Here is a 24,787-nt window from a genome sequence, read left to right on the forward strand (position 1 = left end):
AGGGTATTAATGAGCAACAATAACGGTAACGAGATTTGGCTACTCATTGATAGCCGCCAATTTGGCGGAATAGAAACATACGTCACTCAGCTTTCTGCAGGGTTGCTAGCGTACAATCAACCCGTCAAGGTATGGATGATCCAACAGTACCCCGCCCCCTCACCTCTTTGCGCTAAACTAGACACGCTTGGAGTACCTTACCAATACTTGGGGGCTTCTTCTTATCAAGCACTATATCGTCTTTGTCGACTGATCCGCGCCAATTCACCTATTGCACTTCATGCTCATGGTTATAAAGCTAACCTCATTGCTAAGATAGCCAAGCTGTTCACTAATCCTGTACTCGTTTCCACCTATCATGCTGGCGAAACTTCCAAAGGTAGGGTGCGGCTATATGACTGGTTAGATAGAATCAGCGCAGCCATCGCGGATCATGCATTGGTGGTAAGTCACGCGATTGGTCAAAAGATACTCTCAAGAACAAGCTACTTAGAAAACTTTATCAATGTGGACAACTTAGAGATCTCTCAAGGTAATAATATTGCTTTTGTCGGCAGGCTTAGTGCGGAAAAAGCTCCCGAACGCTTTATTAAACTCGCTGAAATATTTCCTCAACAACTATTCCATCTTTATGGCGCGGGACCATTAGCTCAAACACTGCAACATAGCTCCACGCACAATGTCCTCTTTCATGGACACCAATCTGACATGTCGGCGGTGTGGCCAAAAATATCACTACTAGTGATCTGTTCATACTATGAAGGGTTACCGATGGTCGCATTAGAGGCAATGGCGCGAGGTATTGTGGTCATTTCTACTGCAGTCGGGGAAATGCCACAATTGATTGACCACACACAAAATGGTTTCATTGCCCAAAACGAACAGCAGCTAAGTGACTACCTGCAATTGTGGCTTTCTCTCTCATCGAGCGAACAAGCGGTTTTACGTCACAACGCAGCTCACACCATACGCCAATGCTACTCACAGCAAGTAATTATTCCTAAATTACTAAAACTCTACTTACCTAACGATGGCTAAATTGATTCTCATATTGCGATTTAAGCCAACGACTTATTCACAACACATTATTAATCACTAAAAATCAACCAATTAGCCAACACTCGCAATTGGCACTTGCCTTGCAGTTACCTCTGATATCCAATAATTTTATCAGAAGGCTAGCAAATGAAATCGGTTAAAAAAATTCTCTTTGTCCATTATGGTGATAGTTGGATCAGAGGAAGCGAACGTTGTCTCTTAGACCTTATCTCTCATTTAGACAGCACGCTGTTTGAGCCTATCGTCTGGACTAACAATTCGATGTTAGCTCAGCAGCTAAAAAATCAGCACGTAGAATGCTGTCTTGATGATTTCCCGATTTTGTTTGGTTGGCAAAAGCCGCAATTTGATATCAAAAGCTGGATAAAGCTCATTGTTAAAGCACGGCAGATAATCAACAGCAAGCAGATTGACCTTGTCCATGTTAATAGCGCCGCCCCTTGCCAATGGATGACATTTGCAGCGCGGCTTTGTCGTTGCCCACTGATGACACATCTACACAGTGATTATCTTAGCCGTGATAGAACAACATTAGCGCTTCATATGTCGCCAAGCATTATTGCTGCTAGTAGAGCCATCACTGAAAATCTGCGTCGTGACGGTTACCCCGAAGATAGGCTTACTGTTGTACACAATGGCATTGATGTCGAACGCTTGAGGGAACAGCCACCAGTTGATGTACCACAACAACTTAATTTGGATAGCAATGCCGTTGTTTATGCCACCGTGGGTTCGTTGATCCACCGTAAAGGCGTTGACCGGATTCTAATCGCCCTGCGTCACCTAATACTGGAATACCCAAACAGCCACTTAGTTGTGATTGGCACGGGTGAAAAAAAGCAAGAATTAACAGCGCTAACTCATTCACTTCATCTTAATAAGCATGTTCACTTTATTGGCGAGCAGACCAACGTTGTCGGTTGGCTTAAAGGCTGTCACGCGTTTGTTAGCGCTGCTCGTGAAGAAGCATTTGGGCTAGTGGTCACAGAGGCTGCGCTCGCCAACTTGCCTATCATCGCGCCATTTGAAGGCGGGATTCCAGAAATCGTCCAACATGGAGATACCGCACTTCTCTACGCTAATCACGGTTATGCACCGCTTCTGAACATGATGCGATGTATCCATAATCACCCTAAAGAGTGCCATGAGATTGCACTTCGTGCACATGAGCACGTAACCGAGCACTTTGATGTTAAGCGTTATGTAAAACAAATCGAGCAACTCTATTCGCGGTTAATTAACGAACCTTTCCCTGATTTCCCCCCTTTAATTGCCAATTTCAAACCAATGAAAACGGCAATCGCAAACCACCGCAGAAATGGAGGCAGCTATGACGCACCAGCACAACATCATATTTGACCCTATTCCTTTCAAAGGTGGGTCTAAAATCGCTACGAGTGAGGCCTTAAGCTTGTGCGACCCGAAATTGGCTCACTTTACGGTCGTCACTGTTGACAAAGCATTCTGGTCAAACAGTAAATTGGCTCAACAACACAACATCAGGATTGTCACGATCAAATCGGTTCCATGGTTGAGTCGCCAAGTCCATGGTATTTTCTTCTGGCTTAACCAAATTTATTTCACACTCACATTACTACTTTGTTTGTGTCTAACAGCTAAGGCTCATCGCTTAATTGGCGCCTCTGGACCCGGGGTTGATATGCCAATCTATCTGACCGGTCGCCTACTCAAAACACCTGTCATGCAGTTCATACATGGCGATGTCGCGAGTTCTGGTTCCATCGGCTGGTGTTTAGCGGGAGCCAAGCAAGTGTTTTATCTGCCATCGACAAAGCAAAGCCTAATTGCAGCCCTGCAACGCTATTTTGAACGTCGTTATCGACTCATTGACTGCAATCCCGTGGCAGAAGATTATTTTCAACAGGCACATTTTTCGAGCTTTATTAACGGTATCTCCAAAGCCAACTGGCCAAGCCGCAGTAAAGTTACATCACCTCGCTGTCTTTGGGCTGCTTCACTTTTAAAATGGAAAGGATTAGAGCGGTTTATCCATGCGTTGCGTCTTGCACATCGAACTGAAGCTGTCTCTAGCGAAATATGCTACATCAAGCCTCAACAAATCAATTTAAGTGTCTCTCTAGCTCCAGTACCAATACCCCATACCAATTGGCACCATGACCCAGACAATTTTGATCAGATCCGTCGCCAATGCAGTATTTTTGTTTCTACCAGTGAAAATGAACCCTTTGGGCTATCGATTCTTGAATCACTGGCTGCAGGTTTGTGCGTCATCATCCCTCAAGATGGCAGCTACTGGGATACAACTCTAACCGATGCTATGAACTGCCTTAAATATCCAGCAGGAGATGAAGCAGCATTGAGTCGAGTCATTCTTCGACTCCATCACGACCCTGATCTCTTAGCCAATGTTCAACACCAAGCTTATGCTTTTTCTCAGCAATACCGAGCTGAATTAACTTATCAAAACATAGTGAAAGCGATAAACACAAACGATGTTGCAATCACTCTCGCCTCCGAAAAATTGGATACCGTTGAGAGGGACTTATGAGTGAAAAGAAAAGCAATGCACTACAAGAAATGGTGTTATATGGCGTGGCGTTATTATTACTGAAAGGCGCTTCACTGATTACCCTACCAGTCATGACACATTTTTTAAGCGTAGAACAAGTGGGACAACTTGAACTGATCGCTGTTACTCAGGTTTTTTTTGCACTGCTTATCTCATTGTCTATGCATGAAAACTTGTACCGCTTTATTGCCGTCGCGAAAGGGAAACTTCAGCAAAAATTGATGACGAGCCAACTCTACTGTAGTGCAATTTTTCTATCCGCAAGCTTACTAATATTAATTGGCATCATTTACGGGATCATCGAAACGGTTTTTAACGTTTCTCCAATATTTAATTTCTTTACTCAAAGTCAGATCCTTCTGATGGTATGTGCGTTAACGATTCAAGGTGCATTGGAAATTAGCCTTGCGTGGCTTCGTTTACAAAATAAAGCTGCGGTATTTTTCAAACTCAGTTTGTTTTGCACCTGCTTGCAAGTCAGTTTAATACTAATAGTTGTCAACATAATCCCAAGTGTCACCGCGGTATTTGCCGTTGGCGTATTCTGTGCGTTTATTCAACTGATGATCCTACATCACTATAATCAGTTTGTTTTTCAGCTACTGAGCTTGAGTCAACTAAAGCAATTCCTAAAGTATTGTTTACCGATTATGTGGTCAGCCGTGGTCGCTTTTGGCTTAAATGGCGGTGAACGCTGGGTATTAATGCAAGCTGGAAATATTGAACTACTCGCGCAATACGCCATTGCGCTAAAATTTGCGTTAGCCGTTGGCATATTATTGCAGCCATTTCATATGTGGTGGATGCCGAAGCGTTTTGAATATTGGCAAAATCAAGGTCCACAGATAACCGCCAAAATTAGCCAAAGTGGTATGATTTACGCGGGTCTGTTAACCATACTCGTCGCATGGGTCGGTAAACTATTTATCACCCTATATTTACCAACTCAATATCAATTAGCCGCCAGTCTAGTTGGGGTTGCTACAATTGCCATGTTGTTTAAAGAACTAGCAGAGCTCACCAATATTGGCTTACTCAAAGCACAACAAACTAAAACTCTACTAACGATCAATGTCGTCATTGCCGTGACCACACTTTTCCTCGTTGTACTGGCTGTACAACTGTACCCACAATACTCGATTTGGTTAATCTGCTACAGTGTGGCATTTGCGCAAATGATTCGCTGCTGCGTAATCTTTATATTTAGTCAGCGTCTTGATTACCTACCTTATCAATTCACAGCAATGACTGTATTTTTATCACTTACTGTATTGTTTGCCGCTACAACGTGGTTGACTGACTCTTTAATGACAGGCGTCATTTTTGCTACAAGCCAAATTTGCGTATTGCTGATATTTGCTCAGATGTACCATCTTATTAGCTTCCCTTACCAGCATGTGCGCAAAGCAATGCAGAGGCTAAACATATGAGGCAAGCGACACCAACTCTACATTTATTTATTGTCGTTTCCGCCAGTGTACTTATCGCTTTCGGGTGGCTGTTGCTACCTGACCCTCGTTTGATTGTCGTGCTTGGCGCTTTACCTCTAGGCGCACTATTTGTCATCAATCAAACATTTTGGTTAGTCAGTTTATTCGTTATGTTCTCTTTTTTCCGCATTCATGAAGCGCTGCCCGTTTTATATAACTTACGTATCCCACTACTGCTATCTCTAGGCTCTTTGAGCGCATTGTTATGGCATGTGGTCATCACCAAACAGCTCAAGCCTTATTGGCATCCTGTGCTTTCATGGATGAGTGCCTTTTGGTTGCTGGCTATCATAGGGATCGTATTTGCTGCCAATAGAGGGATCGCTATTGAATATTTCAAGTCAATTTATTGGAAGATTATGTTGATGTCATTGGCCATCACTTGGCTCGTCAACAACCCATCCAGCATAAAGCGTATTTCCGTTTTGATTGTGTTCTCGGGTTTATTAGTTGCGCTGGTGGCCATCAGTAATTCGATAAATGGTGTTGGGCTAGTAGAAGGAACACGAGTGACTATCGGTCGAGATCTCGGTTCTATGCTTGGTGACCCCAACGATCTCTCCTTGGTATTGATGTTTCCGTTAGCCTTTTCGCTCAGCTTGATGATGACTAAGTCGCTGGGTATCGCACGGCTTCTTGGGCTAATTTGTACCATAGCGGCGTTCATAGCAGTCATAGCGACACAAAGTCGAGGTGGTTTATTAGGCTGTGTTGCAGTTTTGGGCGTGCTGGGTCTAAAACATATCCGCTCAAAAACACTGTTAATCACCATTGGCGTCATTGCCGCGGTAGTTTTATTCGCTGTTGCTGGTGTATCTGACAGACAATCAGGTGGCGCAGCTGAAGAAGGACTTGATTCCTCAGCTATGGGGCGACTCTATGCGTGGGAAGCGGCTTTCAAAATGGCACTCGACCGTCCTTTCACCGGTGTTGGGCTTGACAATTTTTATGCAAATTATTTCTATTATAGCCCTCACTGGGATGGGTTGAATCATGCTGTCCACAGCACCTGGTTTGGGGTGCTTGCAGAAACAGGCTTTGTTGGCTTAGCTGTTTTTGTCTGCTTTATTATCAGCGTACTAAAAACTTGCCGCGCAAGTATACAAATGCTTAATTCGGCACCTTCACACTTTTCGCCTTATATTCACGCCACCACCTATGCCGTATTTGCAGGGCTAGTTGGTACTATCGTCTCTGGTACTTTCCTAACTCAAGGATTTAATTGGCCAATTTATATCCTAGCTTCTCTCGCCATAGCCTGTCATCAGCTCATCCAAATTGATTCTCAAAATAAAACTCAAAGTTAAACATGATTCAAAACCAAATCTAACCAATTGTTTTTAAATAAAAATATAAGTGGCATATAAAATGATACACCTAAGCTAATCACGAGATTATCGAGGGCTATTTATGTCAGTTATCACTTTGAAGGTCTGGTTAAAAAACCATCCTAACCCACGCTTTCGCAGCTTGTTTAACTGGTTGAAATGCGCACGAGCTCAAGGTCTTCCCACTCCCCAATGGTTCAATATCGGGTTTAGTCATGGATACCACGCCTGTGCTGCAGTTTGGCAAACATCGTTACGCTTGTTTATCCATACTCCTGTATTTAAAGGGAAGTTAGCCCAATGTGGTAAGCGTTTATATCTTTATGGTGGAGTACCCTATGTTGCCGGACCACTCACAATCGTGGTCGGTAACGATTGTCGAATGTCAGGACAAACCACATTTACAGGTCGCACTCAGTCAGCATCACCATGTTTGGAAATTGGCAATAATGTCGATATTGGCTGGCAGAATACGTTCGCCATTGGTAATAAAGTCACCTTGCAAGACAATGTTAAAATCGCCGGAGGCGCGTTTATTTTTGGCTACTCAGGTCACTCACTTGATGCCGAACTACGAGCAAATAATGCCCCTGATGCCGATGAAGATGTGGGTGACATTATGATCAAACGAGACGCATGGTTAGGCACAAACGTGACGGTCTGCCCTAATGTCACTATCGGTGAAGGAACGGTAGTTGGCTCTGGCAGCGTTGTCACTCATAACCTGCCTGATTTTGTCGTTGCCGTCGGTAACCCTGCCCGGGTGGTTCGCCACTTAAAGGAGAAATAGGATGCGTGATATGATCGTTTTTGGCGAAGACTTTGGTGGGCTTCCGTCAAGTACCCAGCACCTAATCAAACACTTACCGAATATGCGCAAAATCATTTGGATCAACTCCATTGGTCTGCGGCAACCCCGCTTAACTAAGCATGACTGCTCACGTGCAATGTATAAGTTACTCGGAGGAACAAATCGAAAGTTAAACACTCTCGAATCAACACCTAGCCATATCCATGTGGTTAACTTACGCACAATACCAGCACCTAGCAGCCAATTAAGCCGCTCTCTCGCGCGTTCAATTATGTTAAGACAGCTACAGCCAATACTAAGTAAACATCAGATTGAGTCACCAATTTTGTGGTGTTCGCTGCCAACTGCGGCAGATCTTTGCGGGCATCTCAATGAGTCTGGGGTTATCTATTATTGTGGTGATGATTTCTCAGCGCTCGCTGGTGTTGATCACAATATTGTCGCACGGCATGAAGCCAGATTAGTCAAACGAGCCAATATAGTATTTGCTGCCAGCGAAACCATTGCCAATAGATTTCCTCGCTGTAAAACCATGTATCTACCGCATGGTGTCGACACCGCGCTATTTACCACCCCAACTCCGCGCGCTAATGACCTGCCCCAAAATGGCAAGCCTGTCGCTGGTTTTTATGGCAGCTTATCAAGCTGGCTTGATTATGAGTTAATCAACCACGTGGCGACCAATTTACCTTGTTGGGACTTTGTCTTTATCGGTCCCAATGAGCTTCCCTATTACCCGCTACCAAGATTAGACAATATTCACTATTTAGGTGCCAAACCCCATTTTACACTTGCTAGCTATAGTCAACATTGGCAAGCCAGCCTACTGCCTTTTAAGTTTAACCAGCAGATCCAAGCGTGCAATCCGCTAAAATTGCGTGAGTATTTGGCCGCGGGCGCGCCGATTGTTGCAACACCATTCCCTGCACTTTCACCATACTGTCGATATATCAATATTGTTGAAAACGGCAATGAAATGTGTGAAGCGTTAAAGTTGTCAGCCAACGAGCAACGCTTGCCAAGCGGGATCGTTGATGGTGAAAGCTGGCAGTCTCGCAGTCAATGGGTTCGTCAGATCATGGAGCTTATATGAGCAACTTGTCTTTACGAATAATTCAAATTTTGAATGCGGCATGGCGCCAACGCTATATCATTGTCTTGCCTGCGTTACTATTCCCTTTTGTCGGATTTTTGGTCGCCAAATTAGCACCGACTGTGTATGTATCTCATACCAGTATGTTGGTACAAGAAACCGCCAAGATGAACCCGTTCCTTGAAGATATAGCGGTCTCTACCATGCTCAAAGAACGCTTGAATGATTTGAGCACTTTGCTAAAAAGCCGTCATATTTTGCACTCGGTCGCCAAGGAACGAGGGATGATCACTGACAATATGTCGGCGAAAGAACACGAATGGGTTATCCGTCAACTATCTGCAAATCTTTCTGTTAGCCAACAGGGCAAAGACTTTTTAAAGATTGAGCTTAAAGCCCCTAAGGCGGATGGGTTAGAAGCGTTGCTGACCTCAATAAGCGAACATTTTATCGAGCAGCTACTTGCGCCAGAACGTTCTTCTATTCGTGACTCCAGTGAATTTTTGAATATCCACATAGACAAAAGACACCAAGAACTAGAAGAAGCAGAAAATGCACTCGCAGTATTTCGTAATCAGCACTTAGCGGTAACACCTGAAATGCAACAACAAAGCCTGACACAACTTGCCATGCTCAAACAAACACTAGCAGAAAAAGAAGCTGAATTAGCAGGCGTCACAAAGAGCTTAGGTTCACTCGATCAACAGTTATCAAAAACGAATCCGGTTATTGGTAAGATTGAAGACCAAATAATAGACATTCGCTCTCGGCTCACGTTACTACAAGCCAAATATACCGACAATCACAGTTCCGTGCAGGCTAAAAAGCGCGAGCTCACTCGCTTAGAAAATGAACGCAACCAACTTTTGGCTGTTGAACAGCCGAATATGAGTAATGACCAATTGTGGGGGATCGCCAGCAATGCCACCTTCACTGATATAAATGAAATTCAGCCTTTACTTATCACTCAACTGCATAGCTTGCAGCTAGTACGTGGTCGATACGAGTCTTTAACTGAAGAGACTAAAAGCTTGCGTTCAATGATCCAAGAAATTACACAGCAAGCACAAAGCTTTGGTAATACAGCCAAAACCATGCGCCAATTGGAGCGAAATGCAACGTTAAAACGCCAGCTCTACGACGAGTTGCTACAGCGTTTCGAAATGGCACAACTAACCGGGTCTCTAAGTATTTTCGAACAAAACAAGCGAGTTAAAATTATCGACCTCCCCTTCACGCCCAGCACACCGTCCAACTTACCGACATTGATCTATATCGTCGCTGGGTTATTCGGTGGTATTGCCTTAGGTGTTGGTTTGGCGATAATTTTTGAGCTATTTAACTCAGCGATCCGCAGCCCGGAGCAAATTACTACTATCACGAAACAACACGTTCTCACCACAATCCCAAGAATCTCAATCCGAGTCTCAAAATAGAAAACATCACTTCAGAGCAACAACTTAAATCCTAATGCATTGATTTTATTAAAAATAAATTTTGGCACGATAGATGCAAATCCTGTTCGAGATACAGGAGAAAATTTATGCAACCAGCCCACAACTCCATCTTTGAAAAACACAAGCAAACCAAGGTTCGTACACGGCTCACGGTGCATGTGGTGCAACACCTCTCCCCCGGAGGGATCGAATCTTTGGTGCTGGAAATATTGCGCTATTCCGATGAGAATAATAGAGCTTTAGTCATCAGCCTAGAAGGTAATCGTTCAGACGCTATATCGTCTTGGTCTAAATTGGCGGAATTCAATAAACAATTACTCTTCCTCAATAAACCGAACGGTGTGAGCTTTTCCACAGTATCCAAACTCAGCCGTTTATTCGGTGTTTTGCAACCCGATGTGGTGCATACCCATCATATTGGCCCACTTATTTACGCCGGATGCGCCTCACGAATTGCGAAAGTAAAATGCCTAATCCACACCGAACATGATTGTTGGCACTTAGACAACCCAAAACATGCTCGCATGCAAGGCTTAGCACTGACGATATGCAAACCTCGCTTAGTAGCGGATGCTGATCTGGTTGCAGACCAACTAAGCCAAAAATTTGGTTATCACGACCTCTCGATAATAAAAAATGGCATAGATTGTCAACGTTTTAAGCCTGCTTCTCAAAAGCTAGCTCGACAAAAGATGGGGTTACCGCTAAGTAAAACTCTTATCGGTTGCGCAGGGCGACTTGAGCACGTCAAAGGGCAAGATGTATTACTAAAAGCACTGACGATGATGCCTGACAATATCTCGCTGGTGTTAGCTGGGCATGGTAGCCAACTCAAAGTATTGCAAGAACTGGCAATGTCTTTAGGTATTGAGCGACGGGTTTTTTGGCTTGGGTTAACTGACGATATGCCGCGTTTTTATCAGGCACTCGACCTTTTCTGTTTACCTTCTCGTCATGAAGGCTTTCCATTATCGACTCTAGAAGCCCAAGCTTGCGACATCGTCTCTATCGCCACTAATGTTGGGGCAGCCAAGGAAACACTCTGTCCAGAAAGCGGGGTCAGTGTTTGCCCTGAGAATCCAAATGCAATCGCAGAAGCTGTAATCAATACGTTATCTCGGCAGGAGGCGTTCTCCCCTCGACAATTCGTTCTAAATCATAATGACTTAAAACAAATGATTCAAACCTATCACAACCTTGCAATGGAGGCGCGCTAACATGTTTGACATAACCCTTGCTGTGTTGTTTTTTATCTCTGCGAGTTTGGTCATATACCATCATGTTGGATACCCAATCTTGCTAAAATGGGTATCGCGAACAAAACCTGTCAGCGTTTGTCGCCAAACTGCACGCCACTACCAAGAATGCAAAGCTGATAGAACGCGACCAAGCATCACGATTCTGGTACCCGCGTATAATGAACAAGTATGGATAGCAGAGAAAATTCGCAACCTATCTTGCTTAGACTACCCGCGAAATGGCTATAAAGTCATTATCGCTTGTGATGGTTGCACCGATGACACCGTAGAGATAGCTGAAGCCACCATTCAAGAAGCCATCTGCAGTGAAACCTATTTTGAAGTGATCAATTTTACCAAAAATCGCGGCAAAGTGGCGCTAATTAATCATATGATGACATTAATCGATAGCGATATTACCGCGTTGAGTGATGTCTCGGCGCTTATTTCTGTTGATGCTTTGCTGTTAGCTGAACAGTGTTTTCGCCAACCTCAAGTAGGCGTGGTTAACAGCCACTATCAATTACTCGACAGCATCAACCAAGGGGAAGTAAAGTATTGGCATTATCAAGCAATGGTGCAACAAGGAGAAGCAAGCCTAGGCGCTAATATTGGGGCTCACGGTGCACTTTATTTCTTCCGCACTCACCTGTTTGAGACTCTATCGAACAACACCATCAATGATGATTTCATTATCCCAATGTCGATAGTTCGTGCTGGCTATAAAGCCGTATATGAGCCAAATGTAGTCGCACTTGAACTCGAAGCCAGTAGCCAAGCGAATGACTTTAAAAGACGTTTACGTATTTCAGCCGGTAACATGCAGCAAACGATATTACTAGCCGAGCTACTACTGCCGAGATATCGCGCGGTTGCCTTTGCATTTGCTTCCGGTAAAACATTACGCCTACTAACGCCATACCTAATGCTAACTTGCTTAATTTCTTCACTATTACTAATTGAGCATCCTCTGTTTTCTATCATGATGTTGGTTCAACTCGCAGCCTACACAGTCGCCACACTCGGTTTACTTTTACCCACCCTGTTCTGCCATCGCTATGTACAGTTTTTAAGCTATTTCGTTACTGGACATACGGCTAATTTTTATGGTGGATTACGCTATCTTTTTGGTCGTGAAAACGGTCATTGGGGACGAATTTAAGGAGAATACTATGCCACACGTCATCGCTAACTATCCGATCTGGCTCGCTAAACGTGTTTTTGATCTATTGGGGGCATGTTTTGCGCTATTGATATTTCTACCCGCGCTTCCATTGATCGCCGTTGCAATAAAGATAAGCTCAAAAGGTCCTATATTTTACAAACAACAACGCGTCGGTAAATCGACCCCGCGTCAGATGGAGTTTTTTGACATCATCAAGTTCCGTACTATGTACCAAGACGCCGAATATCGCTCAGGAGCCATTTGGGCAACAAAAAATGACCCACGAATCACTCCCGTAGGTTTATTCCTAAGGAAAACACGCCTTGATGAACTTCCTCAACTGATTAATGTTCTAAAAGGTGAAATGTCGCTAATTGGTCCGCGTCCAGAGCGACCAACTTTCTACCATAAATTGGAAGCGGAAATACCGTATTTTGCCGACCGAACTTATGGTGTAATGCCAGGTATAACCGGTCTAGCACAGATCAACCAAGGCTATGATACCTGTATAGATGATGTACGCAGCAAGGTAGGATTTGATCATAGTTATGCCCTTTCGCTACGATCTACCAAATCTTGGTTAATGATGGATACAAACATCATTTTAATGACGGTGTTGGTGATGTTTAACGGCAGAGGTCAATGAACTATTATACCCAAGTGACTTCAAAATGCTTAGTTGAGCGAGAGTTGTTAGGTATGCAAGCAAGGCATCGATTTGAAGGTCAAATGGCCTAGATCCGTAGAGAAGAAAAAAAGCCCACTTCCGAAAAAGTGGGCAAGGATTATAGGGCAAAAATCACCCAATAGCTTTATTATTATAAATATAGAGGCAAATATCACCTTTATACTAGGAGGAAGACGATTATGACTGAATAATTTAGAACAGAGCTTTATGTCACCGTAGCCAAACTATATAAACAGCTTAACCTCACCTCCAATTAACATCAATCTACTATGCGCCCAATAAATTCTATTTTCTGCTATTTACGAAATCAAGCCTACAACTAACAATCCAAATCTGAGTAAATGTCGTTATGAAATCGACCAACTATATATAAAAAAATGCCCACCTATAATATAGGTGGGCAAAATATTATAAAGACAATTTATTCTTTATAACAAACATTAACAAAAATAAAGGACATCTAAGCTTTGTTAGTAGAAAAGCTAATGTAATTCAGACAAGTGGTTTCCACTCTAAATTACAAATCAATTCTAAGCAATCTCATCAATAATTACCACTTATTATATGTTCATTTGGTTTTAATTTTTGTTCATTTTGATGCAGTCCCATAGAACAACAGCTAGTGATTTTCATTTTTAACGATTAATACTAAAAATCTCAAAACAGACAAATATATGACAACAATCTACAATTTGGATTAATTATGATAGAAAGTGAGCATATTGTTCAATGGGTGCATTTGCATAATCCAACCAATATAAACTACCATAGCCTCGCTTTGGAGCAAGGTCACTCACTAAAGATCATCCGCTCAATTCGGCGTTTGCCGCATATCAATATATCAACCAGCAAGTCATATTGCTCGGTACATTACTGATTTATACCCATCACTCGTAACCTAGTTACGTCTATATTAATTGTCTTATTGGAGTATCAATGCCACAAGGTTTAATGCTTACCGACTTAGCTATTGCAGGCTGTCTATTATTACTTGCAAAAATTCTTCGTGTTCACTTATCTCTGCTTCAACGTATGTATCTCCCTTCAGCTGTTTTGGCTGGTTTAATCGGTCTTTTACTCGGCCCAGCGGTAGCGAACATTCTTCCATGGACTGATACGTTTACAGCAAATGCAGGCATCCTTACTGCCGCTCTGTTTTCCTCATTAGGGCTTGCTACAGAATTACCATCACCAAAAACAGTTGCCCAACGTGCTGGCTCACTATGGGCATTTAATCAAATTGCTTCCGTATCACAATGGCTATTTGCGGCTATGTTTGGATTATTCTTAACAACGTGGTTCTGGCCAGATCTAAGCCCAGCAATTGGTGTTACTCTTTCCGCTGGCTTTATGGGTGGACATGGTTCTGCCACGGTAGTGGGTGACATTCTCACGAACCTAGGATGGGAAGATGGTTTCACGTTAGGGCTAACCTTTGCCACAGTTGGGATATTTTTATCCATATCTATCGGGATGCTAATCCTGCAATTCGCTTTGAAGATGGGCTGGATTAGCTCATTTACTACCTTTTCTAGCATGGATAAATACCAACGCAAGGGACTAATCAAACCATCTGAACAACAATCAGTAATGAAAGATACGATGTCGTCTCTTTCTGTGGATTCATTTGCAATCCATATGGCATTAGTTGTGTTAGTAACGGCGTTTTCATTCGTTTCAGCTAATTACTTATCTTCATTCTACGACAAAGTACAAATACCTACATTTGTTACAGGGTTTCTCGGCGGTATGTTTGTACGCATCATTGCCAAGCGGACGCGCGCAAACCAATACTTATGCGATGGAGCATTCAATCATGCCGCAGGCATTAGTACAGACTATCTGATCATTTTTGGTATTTCAGCGATAAAAATTACTGTACTCGCTCAATATTTACTCCCGATGGTTGTTTTAGCCACTGGAGGCATCACCTTTACTTTGTGGTTAGTTCTTTGGGTTGCACCACGCCTACTTGGTGAAGATTGGTTTGAAAAAGGATTATTCTCTTGGGGCTGGCTAACAGGAACAGTAGCAATGGGTATTGCATTGTTACGTATCGTAGATCCTAATATGCGTAGCAAAGTTTTAGATGACTACGCTATTGCTTATGTACCTGGTTCAATTACTGATATTTTCATCATCTCGCTAATGCCGATTGCCATGTATAATGGCATGCACTGGCAAGCAGTTGGAATTGGTTTGAGCTATATTGCTTTAGTACTCATTATTTGGCGTTTTGCTCTCGTTGGTAAGACGTGGAGTAGCCCAAAGAGAGACACATAACAACGATTAGTGATTTTCGCAGTATTCAATATTGCTTTGTGTTTAACGACCTACTAGATAGCTAATGGACAAAAACATGTTTTTTCATCAAATAGTCACAAGCAGCGTTAGCCTTCAACCATTTAGAACCAAACAAAGTCTTTTGATACGAGCAGATGGGTACAGCGGTGAAGTCATCATTAATGGAACAAATGTGACTGATTACGATCAGCACTTACTAGTAATACCTGAGGGTTCGCTCGTTCAGTGTAATATAAAAAAAGATAACTCTGATGGAAAACTCGAACTTTTCACCATAAATAAAAGAGATATCATCAATATTAAGGCTCAACTTATTTCTGTTAATAGCTTTATATTAGACAGAAAAAACAGTAACAGTTACATAGTAACTAAAAACAATGATCTTTGTGATATATTTGAACTATACAACTCTTTTGCTCAGTCCGATACAAGAGGATTAGTAAGAAATATTGCTATCAAACAAAGTATCTTCCACTTACTATTAACGTTATATATGCAAGGTCAAGATATTGGAATATTATTCCAACAAGATTTCCATCTTTCTCTATCAGATAGACTAACTAAGCTATTCATGGCAGAACCAAAATTAAAGTGGACATTGGAAAACACAGCTCAGCGTATTTTCACCAGTAATTCTACATTAAGACGTAATTTAGCTAGAGAAAATACGTCTTTTTCCAATATACTTAATGACGTCAGACTTGGTATCGCGATAAACTATTTGACATTTACAAATTTTGGCATCCAAAAGGTAGCAGAATTAAGTGGATTTAATAGCTCCGCTTATTTTTGCACTATTTTTAAAAAGAAACACGGTATAACACCACAACAATTCAGATTAAGCTCCAAAAAATCCAACCTCTAATACAATAAGAAGCTAACGTATTTTTGGAATAAACCACAAAGCCTTCATAAGAAGAACTTTGTGGTTTTTGTCATTATACCCAAGAGACTTCAAGATACAGGCTACCGAAGGGCGAGCTACTTGGGTATAAGTTACTCCGATTTCAAACCATAGGTTTTAAACTTTTCAAGCACAACAGCCATCTCTGGCGCTGACAATGTTGGTATTTCATTTTGCACTGCGGCAATCTTCAAATAGAGATTTGCCAACACTTCGACTTCGTTTGCCAACCATAATGCTTTTTCTAAACTAACTTCCATGGCAATCATGCCATGGTGTTGCATCAAAATTGCTTTACTCTCCCGAATACCGTTTATCACACTATCAGCCAATGCTTGGCTACCAAATGTCGCATATGGAATGCACGGTACGTGGTCTGTTCCTGTCACCGCCACCATATAGTGCAATGCTGGAATATTACGGTTCAAGATAGAAACCGCAGTAGAATGCACCGCATGATTATGAACCACAGCGTTTAATTCAGGTCTGGCTTCAAAGCAAGACAGGTGAAAGTGCCACTCGCTTGAAGGGACTTTATCCGTTTCGTAATTACCCTCTCTATCAACGTAAACTATCATTTCGGGTGTCAGCTTTTTGTAGGGAATACCACTAGGCGTTATCAGCATACCCTCTTTATAACGGGCGCTAACGTTTCCTGATGTACCTTGATTAAGTCCCAACGCGTTCATTTCTAGACAAGTATCGATGATCTCTTGGGCAAGTTGTTCTCGATTCATAATTTAATCCTATTTAGTGGAGCCAAATGGCTCCACCTTTATTCTTAAAACACTAAACCAATTCAGGTCGCTTCAGATCGGCAAACATCTTTTCAAGCGCTTGTTCTGTGGCAGCACAAACTCCGCGCTCAGTAATCAAGCCAGTAACATACTTAGCGGGTGTCACGTCAAAGGCATAATTGCCGCACTCTGTTCCTGCTGGTGCTGTGTTCACCCAACTAAGTTTCCCAGTTGGGTCAATACCGTACACATGGGATTGCTCATCACCTGAACGCTGCTCAATTGGGATCTCTTTAACGCCATCATAAACAGTCCAATCAATCGTTGGTGACGGCAATGCGACGTAGAAAGGTACTTTATTGTCATAGGCAGCAAGTGCTTTCAAGTAGGTACCAATCTTATTGCATACATCGCCTTTAGCCGTGGTTCTGTCTGTACCGACAATGCACAGATCAACTTCGCCATGCTGCATTAAGTGACCACCAGCATTATCAGCAATTAAGGTATGGGGAACACCATGAGAACCCAATTCAAAAGCGGTCAATAAGCCTTGGTTGCGTGGGCGTGTTTCATCCACCCAAACATGAACTTTAATTCCTGCTTCATGCGCTTTATAGATAGGAGAAATAGCGGTGCCCCAATCCACAGTCGCGAGCCAACCTGCGTTACAGTGAGTTAATACATTTACCACACTACCTGCTGGTTTCTGCTCCGCGATTTTCTTGATAATCTCAAGCCCATGTTCACCGATACTTTCGCATAATTGCACGTCTTCATCGGCAATTTCCGCCGCGAGTTTGTACGCTGCTACTTTGCGCTGATCATTTGGCACTTTTTTGAGTTGAGCGAAGGTACGATCCAGTGCCCATTTCAAATTAATCGCCGTAGGGCGAGTTTCTATTAATACGTCATAGCAGGTTTGCAGGTGCTCATCACTGGTATCTTCCGTCATGCCTAGCGCCATGCCATAGGCAGCAACAGCACCAATCAAAGGCGCTCCCCTTACCCACATTTCACGTATCGCGGTGGCCGCTAACTTCATTGAGTTAAGTTGTATCACTTCAATCTCAAACGGTAATCGAGTCTGATCTAAGATCTCTACCGTCCAACCATCTTTTGCCACCCATACTGTGCGTTGGTGTTTTCCATTAATTTTCATAGCGACCTCTTAGCAACTCTGCGCAAACTGACCAATAGTGGCGATATCTTTATATTTTTTCGCATTAACGATGAGCTCACGAGCTAGTTTCAGTGCTCGTCGCTCGCAACTTGCTCTGAGCTCAACATTTTCAATTTGTTTAAAATCAGCCACACCGGCAAAGCCTATAATGCGGCGGTTCATTTCCAAGCCAGCGTTGACTAGGGTTTCCTCTAACAAGGTTTCAAAGAATTCACTTTGAGCTTGTTGCAGTACCTTCTCGCCTAAACCTTGCTGATAAATCTCAACGGGATAAGCGTCACCTTGCTGCTTGTCATTCCAAAGCTGGGTAAAGTGAGTGACAAACACTTGCCAAGTTGAGGTAATTTGATTGAGCAAATAGTTTTGATAGTCGGCACATGATGTCTGATCTTCTTCCCAGCCAGGACGTGAAAAATATGCCATGAGTAAATTGCCAATATAGTTACCAATATCGAACGCCATCGGTCCCATAAAACCAAACTCAGGGTCAATCACTTTAGTCTCAGATTCTGTCACCATGATCGAACCTGAATGCAAATCACCGTGCAGCAATGCCTGACTCTCGGTCATAAACTTGTACTTATATCGCATCGCAACTTGGATCATTTCTTCGTCTTGCCATACTTTATGTACATCCTCGTCTAACTGAGGCGACGTCCAATTATTGCGTTCTGCAGCAAAATAAGGTTCAGAGAAAATCAAGTCTTCAGTGATCTTACAAAGCTCATGGTTACCAGAAAATTTGGACACTAATGCCTTCTTCTCTTCGGCATTCATACCAATATCAGAGGTGTGAAACAGGGTCTTCGCTAAGAAGATGCCGACATCTTCAGCCAGACTAGCAAAGGTTTTCCCCTCAATAAGTTCCTTACGTAAAATGATATGGGGAGACAAAAACTCCATCGCGAAGATCGCCATATCACCATCATAAAAATACACTTGTGGTACCAAACGGTGGCCGGCAAATCTAGCCTCGATATTGAGTACGTTATATTCAAAGTAGGCGCGCGTTAAAGAAAGCTTCCAGCTCTCGCCAGCTGCTCGCACATACGGTAACGCTTGTTTAACGACTATGGTTTTCTCTAATCCTTCAACGATAAACACTAAGTTCAAGTTGCCATCACCGACTTCTTTTACTGTCCACTCTTTGGGCTCGCCACCCAAGACCAAATCACTTGGTAATTTTTTGCTAAGGTATGAAGATAAAGATTCACTGGTTAGAGGCGCGTAGCCAGCTGGAACGGTATTCGACATAACGACCATCCTTAATATTGTAATACGAAACTAAGGGCGAGCTTTCTCGCCCTTATATACGTGACTCGTTTTTAGACGAAGACTAGTTAACTGTTGGCATTGGCATCCAATCAGTCACCAATACGGTTGAAGATGAGAATGAAGGGATCTTACTCACCAAATCATCCATATTTTTGATGTCTTGTTGATTGAGCATCTCTTGAGTGATCAGCACTGGCGGTACTGTCACTTGCTTTTCAACTTGGTCACCATTCATTAGCATCGCAAGTGCTCTCACACTCACCTCGCCCATAATTGATGGGTTCGTTGCCACTGTTGCCACCCATGCGCTATTAGGCTCACGCATAGCTTGAATGTCGGAGTTTGAAATATCCGCACTGTAGATTTTAACTTTGCTAGCTAAACCCGCTTCATCCACTGCGATTTTGATCCCTTTGGCAAACTCATCATAAGGTGAGAACGCAACAGAAATATCTGGGTTTGCGCGGAATACCGCTGCAGCTTGGTCCGCTACTTGGTTAGGAATCGGGTTATTCATGGTGCCAAAACGCGCGATTTCTTCAATATTTGGATAGGTAGCTTTGAACTCGGCAAACACTTCATCACGACGATCCAACGGTGGAATGCCCGGCACATAGACATAAGCCGCTTTCCATGCTTCGCCATTGTCTTTCACTGCTTGTTCTAACGACATGCGCGCAATCAAGTGATCATCTTGGTTGATTTGTGGAATTGCTGGGTTATCAGCGTTTACATCAAAAGCGACCATTTTGATGCCGTTCTCCACGGCTAAATCAGCTAAATCTTTGATTGAATCGGTGAAGCCATGTTGCAACACAATACCGTCATAACCTTTCATTATTGCTTGTTCTAGCTGGTTACGTTGCAATGACGCATCTTGCCTTGCATCATAAACATCTAATTTAAACCCAAGCGCTTCTGCTTGGCGTTTAACACCTTTAAGGTACAATTCTGGGAAATCACCCTGCGACAAATAGCGGACGTGTGCAATTCTTAACTCTTTTCCTTCAAAAGGAGATTGAGTTTCCGCTATCGCACTACCTGTCACCATTACACCAGCAATGGAAGCGCAAAGAGTGAGTTTTTTTAAGGTCTTCATTATTATTTCCTTATATTTATGCACGTTTATTGGATAAGCCAAAGGTAAACATTAGCGCTGCTACCAGAACTAAACCTTTAATAAAGTCTTGTGTGTAATAGGGAGTATTCATCATGGTGAGCCCGTTTAGCAGCACGCCAACAAACAGCGCACCAATTGCTGAACCTTGAGCATTTGGTCTTGCTGCGCCAAGCACCGCGAAACCAATCAATGCACCGGCGACACCATCCATCAATAATGAGTTGCCCGAGCTAACATCTCCACGACCGATGCGCGCTGCGAGTAAGATGCCGCCAATTGATGCGTAGACACCAGACATGACATAGGCGACATAGCGATAAAATTTAATGCGAGCACCAGCCAGTTTGGCTGCTTGTTCATTTGAACCAATCGCATACATAACGCGACCATGGCGAGTTCGTTCAAGGAAGATATAGGTGATCACCGCAAGGATCAGCATGATGACAACAGGTACAGGAATGATATCGAAAATACGCGCACGTCCTAGGAACAAGAAGCTTTCAGAGAACGTACCCGTTGCTGTTTCACCATCAGCTAAACTCATACCAGTAGAAATAGAACGCCCTTGAGTTGGGATAAGCTGCAAACCTAACAACAGGAACATCATCCCTAATGTGGTTAACAAATCCGGCACTTTCATTTGTACCGTCATAAAGCCATTCACCAAGCCGACTAATACCCCTACAGTAATCGCCGCGAAGATAGCCATACCTGTGCCGCCATCAAACACCACCATCACATAACTGGCTGTCATCATCGAAAACGCAGCGGTAGAACCAATCGACAAATCAAAACCGTCAACCGCTAACGTTGCCGTTACACCAAGCGCCAGAATGGCAACAATCGATACCGACTGAAGTATGATCATCATATTAATGGTGCTTAAGAACGCGGGTTCAGCGGCTGAAAACAGGATCAGCATTAAAGCGAGTAAAATGAGCAAACCATACTTAATGGCGAATTCACGCATATCTTTCATCAGTGACATCCTCTGTTGTAGTTTTGTTGTCGTTTGATTGGTCTGGCGCGGCAGCAATTTGGTTTATCAGCGTTGGCATGTGGATTTGATCGATCCGATGTATTCCAACCAGATTATTGTGATTAAACACTATGATTCGATCTGCAATCTCTAGTGCTTCTTCCACATCAGTACAGATGGCAATTGTGACACGGTCACTTGCCGTTTTACGTAGAAGCTCACCAATTTGGCGCCGAGATGAAATATCAACACCTTGAAATGGCTCGTTGAGCAATAACACGTGGCATGATTCCATCATCCATCGCGCCACCATGGCTTTTTGCTGATTGCCTCCCGATAAGGTCGACATCAAATCTTCTTGATCGGTATATTTCACCTTAGTGGTTTGAATTGCAGCGGTAACCCGCTCTTTCTCACGCTTTGTATTGATAAAACCAAACGATGAAAATTGTTTTAAAAAAGGTAAACTTACGTTTTGTTCAATCGAAAAATCAGGAATGAGCGCATTGTTGCCACGGTCTTCTTGCACCATAAAGATACCGCTATCAATCGCATGAGTTGGCGTACTAGGTGTCCAATCATGCCCCTCTAGCGTGATATGACCAGATGCAAACTTAGCCATGCCAAAAATGCCTTCAACCACCGAAGTACATCCCGATGATAGAAGTCCGGTAAGCACAACGATCTCCCCTGCTCTAAAGGTCAGGTCAAATGGTTTTGAATGAGCTTTCAGACGAATATTTAAGATCTCTAGAATAGTTTGCTCGCCCTCACGATATTGGTGGCTCACAGCGCCAACGGCATGACCAAGCATTGAATCAACAGCGGCATCGTAATCTAAAGGGGGTTCAAACAAACCGACAATTCGACCTTCACGCAAAGCAGCAATTTTATCGGCAAGAGTCCGAATGTCAGACATACGGTGTGATATATACACCACAGCCACACCTTCACTGCGCATGGTTTGCACTGCTTCAAATAACTTGACCGATTCGGTATCAGAAAGTGATGAGGTGGGTTCATCAAGAATAAGTAGTTTAGGTTTATCAGAGATGGCGCGTGCAATGGCGACAAGTTGCTTGTCTGCTTGCGACAACTCAGAGACTTGAGTATCTAAAGGCAAAGTTAAGCCAATTTTATCGGCTATTGGTCGTGCTTGCTTTTCTAACTCTTTTTTCGAAATGAAAGTACCAAAACGTCCATCACACAGCTTATCTAACAATAGATTTTCAGCAATGTTCAGGTCTTGAACCACGCCATCATTAATGATTTGATGCACTGTGATAATACCGGCATCACGCGCAGATTGAGGAGTAGAAACATCGACTGCCTTTCCATTGATAAAAATGGCGCCTTCATTTGCAGAATAAACGCCACTTAATATCTTCACTAATGTCGACTTACCAGCACCATTAGCGCCTAACAACGCCAGAACACTCCCTCCTTCGATATTCAGACTTACATCATGTAAGACTGTGTTGCTTCCGAAGGCCTTTTTGATGGATCGTATCTCAATAGTATTTGCTACTTCAGACATGAACACTCCATTTACCATCCAAGGAATTTACAAAAGTAATACTAGATGATCAATTGTTAAGCATTCTGTGATTAAGATACCAGTTTAAAAAATGAACAACTTTTCCCCTCTCGATTTGTTCCAAATTATGACATCAGTCAAATATCACGCCCTTCTGTAAGACCATGCATGCATATGGGCGCACATCGCTAGTGCTGATGACCAACTGACAACCGCGAGCCATCACATAGAACTCTTGTCTATCTATTAACTCAGTTGAGTATTGCCACTCTTCAGATTGTTGTTTAACGCTCAAGAAATCCCTTGCAGCTTCAGTAGGTTGGTCACTTCCATCTTCTGCCATTATCCACATGGGAGTCTCGGTAAAAGCGTCTAGAGGAAAATGTTTCAAAATACTAGAAAGCACTTGTGATGCATCCACTCCCGAAAGTGAGATATGACAATACTTAGCATGAGAACGCGCCGGAAAGTTCGCATCAACGATCGCTAATCGGTCACCATGCCCCATATTTTGTAACGCAAATAACAACTCAGCATTTAGCAATTTATCAATATGTTTCAACATTATTAATTTACCTTTGTATTTACATTAATACAAAAGTCTATTACATTTTTTTATGTTAGGTAGACAACAAAACTCTTATAATTGTCAAAACATGAGAACACTTACAGAATTCAAATAATCATCATAAGGATGGCAATCGATGACCGATGCTGTGCTAAAAAACGTCAGCGCTTTTAACAATGATCCAATACTCCATGCGACTTGGCTCTATTATCAAGAAGGGTTGAGTCAAACCGAAGTAGCTAAGTTGATGGGGATATCGCGGGTAACGGTAGTAAAATACTTGCAAACCGCTCGAGAAAAAGGATTAGTTCAGATTAGTCTCGATTTGAATACCTTTTCTTCAATTGAAACCTCGTTACTGATAAAAGACAAATTCGCCCTTGAAAGAGTCATTATTGTTCCAAATGGTGAACACGCGGCACAACGCGAAGATTCGAAATTAATGCGCGAACGGCTCGCCCGTGCAGGCGGCATGTATCTCAATCAGGTTATAGAAGATAGTGATGTACTCGGAGTTGCGTGGGGACGAACTATCCATCAAATGAGCCACCTAATGACTCCTAAGAGTTGTAAAGACGTCACCGTGATGCAAATGCTCGGCTCTATGCCTGCACAACCCGATTTTACTACGATTGAATCATCTTCTCAGCTTGCTCACCGTCTATCAGGTCGCGTTGTTTCATTGCATGTTCCTGCCGTGGTCTCAAGCTCACGCCTTGCGATGGAATTACAAGCAGAGCCTATCATTCGTGCGAATTTTGATGCTCTCACTAGGTGCAACAAAGCGCTGTTTGTTGTCGGTAACGCACTAGAAGAAAACCCCCTGATTCGTGTCGGTGTGCTTTCTAAAAAAGAAATGCAGAATTACCGAGACTTAGGAGCAGTTGGCGTCATTTGTGGTCGTTTTTACGATAAGTTTGGTCAACCTGTTGTGGCTGAAATAGATCTGCGCATCTTGGGGATCAGCCTTGCGCAACTGCGCCAAGTTGAGAGTCGTATTTTCCTCGCCGGTGGTAAACGTAACTATGAAGCGACACTTGGTGCTATTTTGGGTGGCTATGTTTCGGATCTGATTATCGATGAAGGTACGGCTGATTTTCTAGCTACCGTCGATCTGAACGATAAGCAATAGCAGCGAGGAAATAGCCACACTGAGGTTTGCTCTAACCAGCACGTTAGGCACACCCCTCAGCGTAGGTAGAGCGTATAGAGATAAAGGAATTAACTTGATTGTTAATGTAGACAGCATGATGAGTTATTGAGGATCTTTAACTTATCCATTGGGCTCGGCAGGTAATTCATT

At 42.9% G+C, this 24,787-nt stretch carries 21 protein-coding genes; 14 read left to right on the plus strand and 7 right to left on the minus strand.

The genetic code is table 11. The features are described 5' to 3' along the window. Positions 1-9 precede the first annotated feature (9 nt). The 13 genes from L4C38_RS09900 to L4C38_RS09960 all read left to right on the plus strand — a co-directional run bounded on the left by L4C38_RS09900 (position 10) and on the right by L4C38_RS09960 (position 16,049). On the plus strand, positions 10-1,038 hold the full coding sequence (locus L4C38_RS09900) for a glycosyltransferase family 4 protein (RefSeq protein WP_428797387.1): 1,029 nt from the start codon (positions 10-12) through the stop codon (positions 1,036-1,038). A 147-nt stretch (positions 1,039-1,185) separates the two neighbouring features. Further along, positions 1,186-2,418 carry a glycosyltransferase gene (locus L4C38_RS09905; protein ID WP_428797388.1) on the plus strand — a complete coding sequence of 411 codons (1,233 nt, stop codon included), beginning with the start codon at positions 1,186-1,188 and terminating at the stop codon, positions 2,416-2,418. Further along, positions 2,390-3,589, plus strand: a complete 1,200-nt coding sequence (locus L4C38_RS09910) for a glycosyltransferase family 4 protein (RefSeq protein WP_428797389.1) — start codon at positions 2,390-2,392, stop codon at positions 3,587-3,589. The genes L4C38_RS09905 and L4C38_RS09910 overlap by 29 nt, the downstream gene beginning before the upstream one ends. Next, on the plus strand, positions 3,586-5,040 hold the full coding sequence (locus L4C38_RS09915) for a lipopolysaccharide biosynthesis protein (RefSeq protein WP_428797390.1): 1,455 nt from the start codon (positions 3,586-3,588) through the stop codon (positions 5,038-5,040). Before L4C38_RS09910 ends, L4C38_RS09915 begins: the two co-directional genes overlap by 4 nt. Next, the gene (locus L4C38_RS09920) at positions 5,037-6,407 is read left to right on the plus strand and encodes an O-antigen ligase family protein (protein WP_428797391.1); all 1,371 of its coding nucleotides are present in this window, start codon (positions 5,037-5,039) and stop codon (positions 6,405-6,407) included. The genes L4C38_RS09915 and L4C38_RS09920 overlap by 4 nt, the downstream gene beginning before the upstream one ends. Positions 6,408-6,510: 103 nt before the next feature. Continuing rightward, positions 6,511-7,218, plus strand: coding sequence for an acyltransferase (locus tag L4C38_RS09925; protein WP_428797392.1), 708 nt, complete (start codon positions 6,511-6,513; stop codon positions 7,216-7,218). A 1-nt stretch (position 7,219) separates the two neighbouring features. Continuing rightward, positions 7,220-8,332 carry a glycosyltransferase family protein gene (locus tag L4C38_RS09930; RefSeq protein WP_428797393.1) on the plus strand — a complete coding sequence of 371 codons (1,113 nt, stop codon included), beginning with the start codon at positions 7,220-7,222 and terminating at the stop codon, positions 8,330-8,332. After that, complete coding sequence (locus L4C38_RS09935; RefSeq protein ID WP_428797394.1) at positions 8,329-9,768, plus strand: GumC family protein; 1,440 nt, start codon at positions 8,329-8,331, stop codon at positions 9,766-9,768. Before L4C38_RS09930 ends, L4C38_RS09935 begins: the two co-directional genes overlap by 4 nt. Before the next feature lie 107 nt (positions 9,769-9,875). Continuing rightward, positions 9,876-11,006, plus strand: a complete 1,131-nt coding sequence (locus L4C38_RS09940; RefSeq protein ID WP_428797395.1) for a glycosyltransferase — start codon at positions 9,876-9,878, stop codon at positions 11,004-11,006. Position 11,007: 1 nt separating this feature from the next. Continuing rightward, positions 11,008-12,189: a glycosyltransferase family 2 protein gene (locus tag L4C38_RS09945; protein WP_428797396.1), complete on the plus strand. Its 1,182-nt coding sequence runs from the start codon at positions 11,008-11,010 to the stop codon at positions 12,187-12,189. Positions 12,190-12,199: 10 nt separating this feature from the next. Beyond that, the gene (locus L4C38_RS09950) at positions 12,200-12,838 is read left to right on the plus strand and encodes a sugar transferase (RefSeq protein ID WP_428797397.1); all 639 of its coding nucleotides are present in this window, start codon (positions 12,200-12,202) and stop codon (positions 12,836-12,838) included. A 978-nt stretch (positions 12,839-13,816) separates the two neighbouring features. Beyond that, entirely contained in the window at positions 13,817-15,163 is a 1,347-nt protein-coding gene (locus L4C38_RS09955; protein WP_428797398.1) for a sodium/glutamate symporter, read from the plus strand. 76 nt (positions 15,164-15,239) lie between these two features. Then, a complete protein-coding gene (locus L4C38_RS09960; protein ID WP_428797399.1) occupies positions 15,240-16,049 on the plus strand; it encodes a helix-turn-helix domain-containing protein in 810 nt (269 codons plus the stop codon). A 131-nt stretch (positions 16,050-16,180) separates the two neighbouring features. Here L4C38_RS09960 and L4C38_RS09965 read toward each other — a convergent pair whose 3' ends face one another. The 7 genes from L4C38_RS09965 to L4C38_RS09995 form a co-directional block, all read right to left on the minus strand. Beyond that, positions 16,181-16,825: an L-fuculose-phosphate aldolase gene (locus L4C38_RS09965; RefSeq protein WP_428797400.1), complete on the minus strand. Its 645-nt coding sequence runs from the start codon at positions 16,823-16,825 to the stop codon at positions 16,181-16,183. Between the two features lie 52 nt (positions 16,826-16,877). Next, positions 16,878-17,984 carry an S-methyl-5-thioribose-1-phosphate isomerase gene (mtnA, locus tag L4C38_RS09970; protein ID WP_428797401.1) on the minus strand — a complete coding sequence of 369 codons (1,107 nt, stop codon included), beginning with the start codon at positions 17,982-17,984 and terminating at the stop codon, positions 16,878-16,880. A gap of 9 nt (positions 17,985-17,993) precedes the next feature. Further along, a complete protein-coding gene (gene mtnK, locus L4C38_RS09975) occupies positions 17,994-19,259 on the minus strand; it encodes an S-methyl-5-thioribose kinase (protein WP_428797402.1) in 1,266 nt (421 codons plus the stop codon). A gap of 82 nt (positions 19,260-19,341) precedes the next feature. Then, on the minus strand, positions 19,342-20,379 hold the full coding sequence (locus L4C38_RS09980; protein WP_428797403.1) for a substrate-binding domain-containing protein: 1,038 nt from the start codon (positions 20,377-20,379) through the stop codon (positions 19,342-19,344). 16 nt (positions 20,380-20,395) lie between these two features. After that, a complete protein-coding gene (locus L4C38_RS09985) occupies positions 20,396-21,379 on the minus strand; it encodes an ABC transporter permease (RefSeq protein WP_428797404.1) in 984 nt (327 codons plus the stop codon). Further along, positions 21,363-22,916 (minus strand): sugar ABC transporter ATP-binding protein, encoded by a 1,554-nt coding sequence (locus tag L4C38_RS09990; RefSeq protein WP_428797405.1) that lies wholly within the window; start codon positions 22,914-22,916, stop codon positions 21,363-21,365. Before L4C38_RS09990 ends, L4C38_RS09985 begins: the two co-directional genes overlap by 17 nt. A 133-nt stretch (positions 22,917-23,049) precedes the next feature. Continuing rightward, entirely contained in the window at positions 23,050-23,481 is a 432-nt protein-coding gene (locus tag L4C38_RS09995) for an RbsD/FucU family protein (protein WP_428797406.1), read from the minus strand. Between the two features lie 139 nt (positions 23,482-23,620). Here L4C38_RS09995 and L4C38_RS10000 point away from each other — a divergent pair, with 139 nt between their 5' ends. Further along, the gene (locus tag L4C38_RS10000; RefSeq protein WP_428797407.1) at positions 23,621-24,616 is read left to right on the plus strand and encodes a sugar-binding transcriptional regulator; all 996 of its coding nucleotides are present in this window, start codon (positions 23,621-23,623) and stop codon (positions 24,614-24,616) included. Positions 24,617-24,787: the final 171 nt, after the last annotated feature.

The sequence above is a fragment of the Vibrio kasasachensis genome, assembly GCF_050337565.1.
Classification (GTDB): Bacteria; Pseudomonadota; Gammaproteobacteria; order Enterobacterales; family Vibrionaceae; genus Vibrio; species Vibrio kasasachensis.

What these genes read in the sequence shown, in the direction of transcription:
- L4C38_RS09900 (WP_428797387.1), top strand. Translation starts at nt 10, where the DNA reads ATGAGCAACAATAACGGTAACGAGATTTGGCTACTCATTGATAGCCGC.
- L4C38_RS09905 (WP_428797388.1), top strand. Translation starts at nt 1,186, where the DNA reads ATGAAATCGGTTAAAAAAATTCTCTTTGTCCATTATGGTGATAGTTGG.
- L4C38_RS09910 (WP_428797389.1), top strand. Translation starts at nt 2,390, where the DNA reads ATGACGCACCAGCACAACATCATATTTGACCCTATTCCTTTCAAAGGT.
- L4C38_RS09915 (WP_428797390.1), top strand. Translation starts at nt 3,586, where the DNA reads ATGAGTGAAAAGAAAAGCAATGCACTACAAGAAATGGTGTTATATGGC.
- L4C38_RS09920 (WP_428797391.1), top strand. Translation starts at nt 5,037, where the DNA reads ATGAGGCAAGCGACACCAACTCTACATTTATTTATTGTCGTTTCCGCC.
- L4C38_RS09925 (WP_428797392.1), top strand. Translation starts at nt 6,511, where the DNA reads ATGTCAGTTATCACTTTGAAGGTCTGGTTAAAAAACCATCCTAACCCA.
- L4C38_RS09930 (WP_428797393.1), top strand. Translation starts at nt 7,220, where the DNA reads ATGCGTGATATGATCGTTTTTGGCGAAGACTTTGGTGGGCTTCCGTCA.
- L4C38_RS09935 (WP_428797394.1), top strand. Translation starts at nt 8,329, where the DNA reads ATGAGCAACTTGTCTTTACGAATAATTCAAATTTTGAATGCGGCATGG.
- L4C38_RS09940 (WP_428797395.1), top strand. Translation starts at nt 9,876, where the DNA reads ATGCAACCAGCCCACAACTCCATCTTTGAAAAACACAAGCAAACCAAG.
- L4C38_RS09945 (WP_428797396.1), top strand. Translation starts at nt 11,008, where the DNA reads ATGTTTGACATAACCCTTGCTGTGTTGTTTTTTATCTCTGCGAGTTTG.
- L4C38_RS09950 (WP_428797397.1), top strand. Translation starts at nt 12,200, where the DNA reads ATGCCACACGTCATCGCTAACTATCCGATCTGGCTCGCTAAACGTGTT.
- L4C38_RS09955 (WP_428797398.1), top strand. Translation starts at nt 13,817, where the DNA reads ATGCCACAAGGTTTAATGCTTACCGACTTAGCTATTGCAGGCTGTCTA.
- L4C38_RS09960 (WP_428797399.1), top strand. Translation starts at nt 15,240, where the DNA reads ATGTTTTTTCATCAAATAGTCACAAGCAGCGTTAGCCTTCAACCATTT.
- L4C38_RS09965 (WP_428797400.1), bottom strand. Translation starts at nt 16,825, where the DNA reads ATGAATCGAGAACAACTTGCCCAAGAGATCATCGATACTTGTCTAGAA.
- mtnA (WP_428797401.1), bottom strand. Translation starts at nt 17,984, where the DNA reads ATGAAAATTAATGGAAAACACCAACGCACAGTATGGGTGGCAAAAGAT.
- mtnK (WP_428797402.1), bottom strand. Translation starts at nt 19,259, where the DNA reads ATGTCGAATACCGTTCCAGCTGGCTACGCGCCTCTAACCAGTGAATCT.
- L4C38_RS09980 (WP_428797403.1), bottom strand. Translation starts at nt 20,379, where the DNA reads ATGAAGACCTTAAAAAAACTCACTCTTTGCGCTTCCATTGCTGGTGTA.
- L4C38_RS09985 (WP_428797404.1), bottom strand. Translation starts at nt 21,379, where the DNA reads ATGAAAGATATGCGTGAATTCGCCATTAAGTATGGTTTGCTCATTTTA.
- L4C38_RS09990 (WP_428797405.1), bottom strand. Translation starts at nt 22,916, where the DNA reads ATGTCTGAAGTAGCAAATACTATTGAGATACGATCCATCAAAAAGGCC.
- L4C38_RS09995 (WP_428797406.1), bottom strand. Translation starts at nt 23,481, where the DNA reads ATGTTGAAACATATTGATAAATTGCTAAATGCTGAGTTGTTATTTGCG.
- L4C38_RS10000 (WP_428797407.1), top strand. Translation starts at nt 23,621, where the DNA reads ATGACCGATGCTGTGCTAAAAAACGTCAGCGCTTTTAACAATGATCCA.